This is a genomic window from Angustibacter peucedani (assembly GCF_054779595.1).
The window spans coordinates 1-7,715 of sequence record NZ_BAAGXY010000149.1 but is presented as its reverse complement, the minus strand read 5'-3'; the positions used below and the strand labels follow the sequence as shown (position 1 = coordinate 7,715).

The 7,715-nt window shown below is 73.5% G+C and carries 8 protein-coding genes; all 8 read left to right on the top strand.

The features are described from left to right. Nucleotides 1–1,381, top strand: a 1,381-nt coding sequence (locus tag ACYVJ4_RS18070; protein WP_460461468.1) for an FtsX-like permease family protein, incomplete at its 5' end; no start/stop codon positions are given. Beyond that, the gene (locus tag ACYVJ4_RS18065; RefSeq protein WP_460461467.1) at nt 1,378–2,232 is read left to right on the top strand and encodes an ABC transporter ATP-binding protein; all 855 of its coding nucleotides are present in this window, start codon (nt 1,378–1,380) and stop codon (nt 2,230–2,232) included. The genes ACYVJ4_RS18070 and ACYVJ4_RS18065, both read left to right, overlap by 4 nt. Continuing rightward, entirely contained in the window at nt 2,229–2,984 is a 756-nt protein-coding gene (locus ACYVJ4_RS18060; protein WP_460461466.1) for an ABC transporter ATP-binding protein, read from the top strand. The genes ACYVJ4_RS18065 and ACYVJ4_RS18060 overlap by 4 nt, the downstream gene beginning before the upstream one ends. A gap of 60 nt (nt 2,985–3,044) precedes the next feature. After that, nucleotides 3,045–3,710: a hypothetical protein gene (locus ACYVJ4_RS18055; RefSeq protein WP_460461465.1), complete on the top strand. Its 666-nt coding sequence runs from the start codon at nt 3,045–3,047 to the stop codon at nt 3,708–3,710. Then, nucleotides 3,707–4,051, top strand: a complete 345-nt coding sequence (locus ACYVJ4_RS18050) for a hypothetical protein (RefSeq protein ID WP_460461464.1) — start codon at nt 3,707–3,709, stop codon at nt 4,049–4,051. The genes ACYVJ4_RS18055 and ACYVJ4_RS18050 overlap by 4 nt, the downstream gene beginning before the upstream one ends. Before the next feature lie 600 nt (nt 4,052–4,651). After that, a complete protein-coding gene (locus tag ACYVJ4_RS18045) occupies nt 4,652–5,158 on the top strand; it encodes a MarR family winged helix-turn-helix transcriptional regulator (RefSeq protein WP_460461463.1) in 507 nt (168 codons plus the stop codon). A gap of 33 nt (nt 5,159–5,191) precedes the next feature. Continuing rightward, a complete protein-coding gene (locus tag ACYVJ4_RS18040; protein ID WP_460461462.1) occupies nt 5,192–6,928 on the top strand; it encodes an acyl-CoA mutase large subunit family protein in 1,737 nt (578 codons plus the stop codon). A gap of 85 nt (nt 6,929–7,013) precedes the next feature. Next, nucleotides 7,014–7,715: PH domain-containing protein (locus ACYVJ4_RS18035; protein WP_460461461.1), on the top strand; the 702-nt coding region annotated here is incomplete at its 3' end.

Here is a 7,715-nt window from a genome sequence, read left to right as displayed (position 1 = left end):
GCGCGCCGCCGACCGGGACGGCCGCTACGCCATGGCGGTCGCGGCGCTGCCGGGCAGCAACGAGACCACGCCGGGCCTGGCCGTCGACGGCACGCGGGCGGCGGCGGTGCTGGGCTTCGCCGGTCGCGGCCCGGACGACGTGCAGGGCGTGATCCGGCCGACGCTGCCGCCGTCCTTCGTGCTGCGCCCGGGCGTGGTCGAGGTGCGGGCGAGCACCGCTGACCTGCGCAGCCCCTCGCCGCTGGAGCTCTCGGCCACGCTGGAGACCGACGCCGGCTGGCGCGAGGCCGACCTGGGCGCGCTGCGCGAGGGCCCGCAGACCTACCGGGGCACGGTGCCGTCGTCCTGCTCGGCCGGCTGCCGGTTGGTCGCGCTCACGGTGCGCCACCCGGCCACCGACATCGTGTCCGGCACCGCCACCGTCACCTTCAACGAGCTGCTCGCCGGCCCGGCCGGCCGGCCCGAGCGCCTGGACGCTGGGTTCGACCGGCGCGGCACCTGGCGCCCGCCGGTGGTCGACACCGGTGGTGCGTCGGCCCCGCTCGAGGTCGGGGCCGGCGGCCTGGTCGCCCGCGTGACCACGCCGGTCGGCTTCCCCGCCCGGGTCTTCCGCGGGGACGCGCCGTCGCCGGCTCCCGCGCTCGGCGGCCCCGAGACGCCGTCGCGCGACGGGCTGGTGCGCGTGCGCGGCTTCGACGGCGTCCCCACCGGCGTGCGCCAGGCCGGCCGCGCCGCGTTCGTGCCGGGCCTGGGCCGCGGCGGTGCGCTGGTCGACCTCGAGCTGGTGCTGCGCAGCGTGCAGGGCGCGCAGTCCGACGAGCAGCAGGTGTGGCTCTCGCGCGACGACGCCGGGGCCGAGCGCGCGCTGCGCGGCGCGCTGGCGTCGTCCGGGATCACGGTCACCGGCCGCTCGACGGCGGCGCAGGCGCTGGACGTGCTGGACGGCGAGGGCGCGGTGCTCGCGCTGCTGCTCTTCCTCGCATGCGGCGCGGTCGCGGTGCTGGTCGCGGTGGGTGCGGTGCTCGTCGCCGCGTTCGTCGGCTCGCGCGCCCGGGCGGCCGAGGTGTCGGCGCTGCGCTCGGTGGGCGTGCGCCGGCGCGTGCTGCGGCGGGCGCTGCTGCTCGAGAACGTCGCCGGGGTGCTCGTTGCCCTGGTCTGCGCCATGGTCGCGGCGCTCGTGGCGGTCGTGGTCGTGCTGCCGGTGCTGCCGCTCGCCGACGAGGACTCCTCGGTGCTGGTGCCGCGCACCACGCCGGACCTGCTGGCCGGGGCGTGGTCGGCGGCAGGCGTGACCGCGCTGCTCGTCGTCCTCGCGGTGCTCGTGGCGACGGCGCAGCTGCGCGCGTCGTCCGTGGAACGGATGAGGGAGGGTGCTCGATGAGCGGCCTGGACGTCGCGGCCCACGGGCTCGTGCACATCTACCGGCTGGAGGGCAACGACGTCGTCGCGCTCTCCGGCGTCGACCTGGACATCGCCGCGGGCGAGGTCGTCGGGCTGCTCGGGCCGTCCGGCTCGGGCAAGTCCACGTTGCTCAACCTGCTGGCCGGGCTGCTGCGCCCGAGCGCCGGGCGGCTGCGCGTCGGCGACCACGACCTGACCCGGCTGGACGAGAAGGGGCTGGCCCGCATGCGCGCCAGCGACGTCGGGATCGTCGTCCAGGGCGCCATGCGCAACCTGCTGCCCTACGCGTCGCCGGTCGACAACGTGCGGTTCGCCCAGCGCGGTGCGCGCTCGATCCGGCGCGACCTGCCCGACCCGCACGAGGTGCTCGACCTGGTGGGCCTGGCCGACCACGCGCGCACGCCGCTCGGCCAGCTCGCGCCCGGCCAGAAGCAACGGCTCGCGGTCGGCGTCGCGCTCGGTGCCCGGCCCGGCCTGCTGCTGCTCGACGAGCCCACCAGCCAGCTCGACCACGAGGGCCGCGACGAGGTGCTGGCCGCCGTCGAGGACGTCAACCGGCTGGTCGGCACCACGGTCGTCGCGGTCACGCACGACCCCGAGGTGGCGCTGCGGCTGCGGCGCACCGTGACCATCCGTGACGGCCGAGTCGGCTCGGAGGGACGGCGCGGCGAGGACTTCGCGGTCGTCGGCCGCGACGGCTCGCTCGCGCTGCCGCCGGACGTGCTCGAGGTCGTGCCGCCCGGGTCGCTGCTGGCGGTGCAGCTGGAGCCGGACGGCTCGGTGCGGCTGGTGCCGCAGGGCCAGGACGAGGGAGCGGGGGAGGTCGCATGAGCGAGCACGAGCACGGTCGGCACCGTGCGGCGGCCGCGGGCGCGGTGGACGTCGTGGCGGACGGCGCGTCGGACGGCGCAGCCGCCGAGCTGCGTGCGCGCGGCCTGCGGGTGGCGTTCGACGGTCGCGTGGTGCTGGACGGCGCGGACCTGGCCGTGCGCAGCGGCCAGCTGGTCGCGGTCACCGGGCCCTCGGGCGCGGGCAAGACCACGCTGCTGTGGGCGCTCGCCGGCCTGCGCCCCGCGGACCAGGGCGAGGTGCTGCTCGACGGCGCCCCGACCGGGTCGCGCGACGACGCGGCCGCGCGCGGCGTCGTCGTCATCCCGCAGGGCAACGCGCTGGCCACCGTCCTCACCGCGAGCGAGAACGTCGTCGTCCCGCTGCTGGCGGCCGGCACCGACCCGTCGCACGCGCGCTCGGAGGCGGCGGCGGCGCTGGAGTCCGTCGGGCTCGGGCAGTCCGGCCACCAGCTGGTCGAGGAGCTCTCGGGCGGGCAGCAGCAGCGCGTCGCGGTGGCGCGCGGGCTGGCCCAGCGCGGCCGGGTGCTGCTGGCCGACGAGCCCACCAGCGAGCTGGACGCCGTCAACCGCGCCCGGGTCGTCGACCTGCTGCGGGCCGAGGCCGAGCGGGGGGCGGCCGTCGTCCTGGCCACGCACGACCCCGAGGCCGCGGCCGCGTGCGACGCCGAGCTGCACCTGGACGCCGGCGTGCCGGAGTGGGTGCGGCCCCTAGCGGACCGCGGGCGGCCGTAGCCAGCGCGGTCACGGAGTTGCTGACCAAACCGGTACATCAGCGACATCGTGGCGCCACCTTTGCGCAGGTACGGCGTCGAGAACAAGCTCGGCGGAACCTTCACGACCGCAGACGACCCCAGGTATGTCGCCTTCGGCGACTACCGTGGCGAGCACAGCACGCTGGGACACACCGCGGCCGACCTGATCAAGTCAGGATTCAGCCTGGCCGTTGCCGACTTCGTCCACGAAAACCCACTGCGCTACGGCCGTCAGCCAACCTTCGCTGAGACCCTCAACGGCTACAACGACCAATACGTCGGCCCATGGCCAACCACCGGCTCGGACGTCGGCCAGATCGTCGCCCTCGCCGTCGCGGCGGGGTACACGAGAAGCAGGGGGGTCACAACAGCAGCTAAGCAGTCCGAAGGGGCCGCAAAGACCGTTGATGACAGCTTGCCGAAACCCCAGGTCGGCAGTCAGGATCTCCAGAACCACATCGACGCTCTCTATAAGGGGACGGCCAACCCGAACCGGGTCGGCAACGGGACAACGATGGACGCGATCCGGAACGAACTTGCGACGGGTGTCCCGACCGCTGGCCGCATGCATTCGATCAAGGGGCAGGAGAGGCTCAACGGCTTGAACAAGTGGCTGCGTAGAAATCCTGACGCTCCGTACTACGACCGACTGGTCGCACAGAGCCTCGCGGACGAACTCAGCCTCGTTCTGAGGGGTGGCGGATGAGCGCCGAGACCGTAGCCGCGGTCGCTGCCCTGATCCACGCGAACCGTGAGCTGCTGCCAGTGCTGGAAGAGCACCTTGCCGACAACGACGGGGAGGTCCTGCCGACCATCGTGCTCGATGACGTTGTCCGGTGGCTCGTTGCACATCGGAAGTCGCACCCCGAAGTGTGCCGGTCAGTTTTCGCTTGGTTGGAGGAGGAACTCGCTGATGCCTCGGAGGCTGTCCGTGGGCTGATCACGGTCAGCGGGATTGTCATGATTCCTGACCCCGGCCAACCAGGCGCTGAGTTGCGCGACCTCCTTGGACCAAGGCTTCGGGCGGTCGATCCGTGGCGCGACTGATCGCTCTCCTGGCGACTCTGGCAGTGGCCTGGTTCGGCATGTCCGATCCAGTGACTTTCGGGGCCTCGGATCCGAGCACATCGGTCGCCATCCAAACCTACGACGGTCTCCACGGGGCGGAAGCACCCACTCACACCACGACCGAGCGGGGCCCTCCCACGACGTCGCGCGACTCTAACTACGACGCCATCGGCCCTTGGCCGCGCGGCGCGTCGCCGCGCCTCAGCGCGGCCGTGACTGAGGCCCTGACCACCGACAACGCTGCCGGATTCGTTCACGGCGTGCGCACTACGGCTACGACCCTGACGAGAGCCCCGGCGGAACCCGGTGGGCAATCGTCGCTCGCGCGGGCGGGTGTTGCCGCAAAGGCCGCGGACGACTTTGTCGGCCCGCTCTCGAAGGCTGAGGGAGCCTGACCCGGTTCCCCGGACACGTTCGACGTGGTGATCATGCCGCTCCCTCAGTGGCGGCGTGAAGGGTTTCGAAGTCGTGCGGGGGTCTGCTGCACGAACAGGTGACAAGTTGAGTCGAGTAGTTCGCAGATGACCGCAGCGGGGTAGGCGAAGCCGGCGTGAGCCCTCGCCCGGTACGGTGCCGCCTGTGCCCAAGCCCCTGCGCCTCGGCTTCGACCCCGTGGCCCGCGCCCAGGAGCTGTGGCGCGCGCGCTGGGGTGCCGACGACTCGATGGCGGCCGCGACGTCCGTCATGCGGGTGCAGCAGCTGCTCATCGCCCGCTACGACGAGGAGCTGCGCGCGCACGGCCTGACCTTCGCCCGCTACGAGGCGCTGGTGCTGCTCACCTTCAGCCGCGCCGGCCGGCTGCCGCTGTCGAAGATCGGCGAGCGGCTCATGGTGCACCCGACGTCCGTCACCAACATCGTGCAGCGGCTCGAGCAGGCCGGGCTGGTCGAGCGCTCGCCGAACCCGCGCGACGGCCGGGGCACGCTCGCCGGCATCACGGACGACGGCCGCGCCGTCGTCCAGGCGGCCACGGACGACCTCGTGGAGCTGGACTTCGGCCTCGGCTCGCTCGACGCGGGCGAGCGCGAGCAGCTGTTCACGCTGCTGCGCAAGGTGCGGGTCGCGGCCGACGACTTCGCCGACTGACAGGTACTAGGACGTCCTAGTAAAGTGGCCGCCATGAGCGACCACGACGAGGACGTCATCGCCGCCGGGCGGGCCCGCTGGCAGCAGCGCTACGACGGCGCCGTCCGCGGCGGGAAGGTGCGCGACGCGGACTTCAGCACGCTGTCGGGCAGCGAGGTCGAGCCGGTGTACGGCCCGCCGGAGGGCTCGGTCGACCCGCGCATGGAACGCATCGGCTGGCCGGGCGAGTTCCCGTTCACCCGCGGCCTGTACCCCACGGGCTACCGCGGTCGCACCTGGACGATCCGCCAGTTCGCCGGCTTCGGCAACGCCGAGCAGACCAACGAGCGCTACCGGATGATCCTCGCGCGCGGCGGCGGCGGGCTGTCGGTCGCGTTCGACATGCCGACCCTCATGGGCCGCGACTCCGACGACCCGATGAGCCTGGGCGAGGTGGGGCACTGCGGCGTCGCGGTCGACTCCGCCGCCGACATGGACGTGCTCTTCGCCGGCATCCCGCTCGGCGACGTGACGACGTCCATGACCATCAGCGGCCCGGCCGTGCCGGTCTTCTGCATGTACCTCGTCGCGGCCGAGCGGCAGGGGGTCGACCTGTCGACGCTGGACGGCACGCTGCAGACCGACATCTTCAAGGAGTACATCGCGCAGAAGGAGTGGCTGTTCGCGCCCGAGCCGCACCTGCGCCTGATCGGCGACCTGATGGAGTACTGCGCCGAGAACATCCCGGCCTACAAGCCGCTGAGCGTCAGCGGGTACCACATCCGCGAGGCCGGCTCGACGGCCGCGCAGGAGCTCGCGTACACGCTGGCCGACGGCTTCGCGTACGTCGAGCTGGGCCTGTCGCGCGGCCTGGACGTCGACGCGTTCGCCCCGGGCCTGAGCTTCTTCTTCGACGCGCACGTGGACTTCTTCGAGGAGATCGCCAAGTTCCGCGCCGCGCGCCGCATCTGGGCCCGCTGGCTGCGCGACACCTACGGGGCGACGACCGACCGCGCGCAGTGGCTGCGCTTCCACACCCAGACGGCCGGCGTCTCGCTGACCGCGCAGCAGCCGTACAACAACGTCGTCCGCACGGCGGTCGAGGCGCTGGCAGCGGTGCTCGGCGGCACGAACTCGTTGCACACCAACGCGTTGGACGAGACGCTCGCGCTGCCCACCGACGAGTCGGCCGAGATCGCCCTGCGCACCCAGCAGGTGCTGATGGACGAGACCGGCGTCACCAACGTCGCCGACCCGCTCGGCGGCAGCTGGTACGTCGAGGCGCTGACCGACCGGATCGAGGCGGAGGCAGAGGCGATCTTCGAGCGGGTCCGTGCGATGGGCGAGCACGGCCGCGACCGCGGCGCCGACGGCGAGGTCGAGCACCCGATCGGCCCGATGACCAGCGGCATCCTGCGCGGCATCGAGGACGGCTGGTTCATGTCCGAGATCGCCGAGGCGGCCTTCCAGTACCAGACCTCGCTGGAGAAGGGCGACAAGAAGGTGGTGGGCGTCAACGTCCACACCGAGTCGCTGACGCACGAGCTCGAGATCCTGCGGGTCAGCCACGAGGTCGAGCGCGAGCAGGTGCGGGTGCTCGGGGCGCGTCGCACCGACCGCGACGACGCGCTCGTGCGGCAGCGGCTCGCCACGATGGTCGAGGTCGCGCAGGGCGACGGCAACCTCATCGGGCCGATGCTGGACGCCGTGCGCGCCGAGGCGACGCTGGGCGAGATCTGCGACGCGCTGCGCGAGCTGTGGGGCGTCTACCGCGAGCCCGCGCGGTTCTGAGGATTTCGGGCCTCCCGGCCCCCCCGGTTAGGGTTGTGCGTCCGGTCCGGGAGTTCACCGACGACGCACGAGGAGCAGCACCACGATGAAGCGCGCCGCCACGGGGGTCATGACCCTCGTCGGGCTCGTGCTCGTCATCTGCGCCGTGATGGGCGCGGTGCTGCTCGGCCCGCACGGCACGTGGCACACCGAGCTGCACGTGCCGGCCGGTCGCTCGGCCGTCGTGGTGAGCCCGTCGCTGGCCAGCGTCATCGGCCCGCGGATCTCGCTCGAGGCCAGCGCCGACGGCGACGCCGGCGTGCCGCTGTTCGCCGGTCGTGCCCGCCCGGACGACGCCGACGCCCTCGTCGACACCGCCGACCGGCTCGTGGTCGACGGGCTGGACGGCGCGCGCGAGCTCTCCACCAGCCGCCGCAGCGGCACCGACCCCGTGCCGGCCCCGGCCGACCTCGACGTGTGGGGGAGCAGCGCCACCGGCACGGGTGACCTGCGGCTGACCTACCGCGCCCCGCTCGGCGCGCAGACGGTGGTGCTGGCCCGCACCGACGGCCGGCCGCTGCCGGCGATGACGCTGCGGCTGGCGTGGTCCGACCGCACCTGGCTGTGGCTGCCCGCGGTCCTGGCGGTCGTCGGGCTGGCCCTGGTGCTGCTCGCACGGCGGGTGCGCCGTCCGGCGTCCGCGAGCGGGCTGTCGGCCGCGGCGCGCCGTCGTCGCCGGCTCTCGACCGGTGCCAGCCGCCCGCGGCCCGGTGCCGGGCGGCCGGCGAAGACCAAGCACGTCGGCAAG

Coding starts and splice junctions, on each gene's coding strand:
- ACYVJ4_RS18050 (WP_460461464.1), top strand. CDS start 3,707: ATGAGCGCCGAGACCGTAGCCGCGGTCGCTGCCCTGATCCACGCGAAC.
- ACYVJ4_RS18060 (WP_460461466.1), top strand. CDS start 2,229: ATGAGCGAGCACGAGCACGGTCGGCACCGTGCGGCGGCCGCGGGCGCG.
- ACYVJ4_RS18040 (WP_460461462.1), top strand. CDS start 5,192: ATGAGCGACCACGACGAGGACGTCATCGCCGCCGGGCGGGCCCGCTGG.
- ACYVJ4_RS18065 (WP_460461467.1), top strand. CDS start 1,378: ATGAGCGGCCTGGACGTCGCGGCCCACGGGCTCGTGCACATCTACCGG.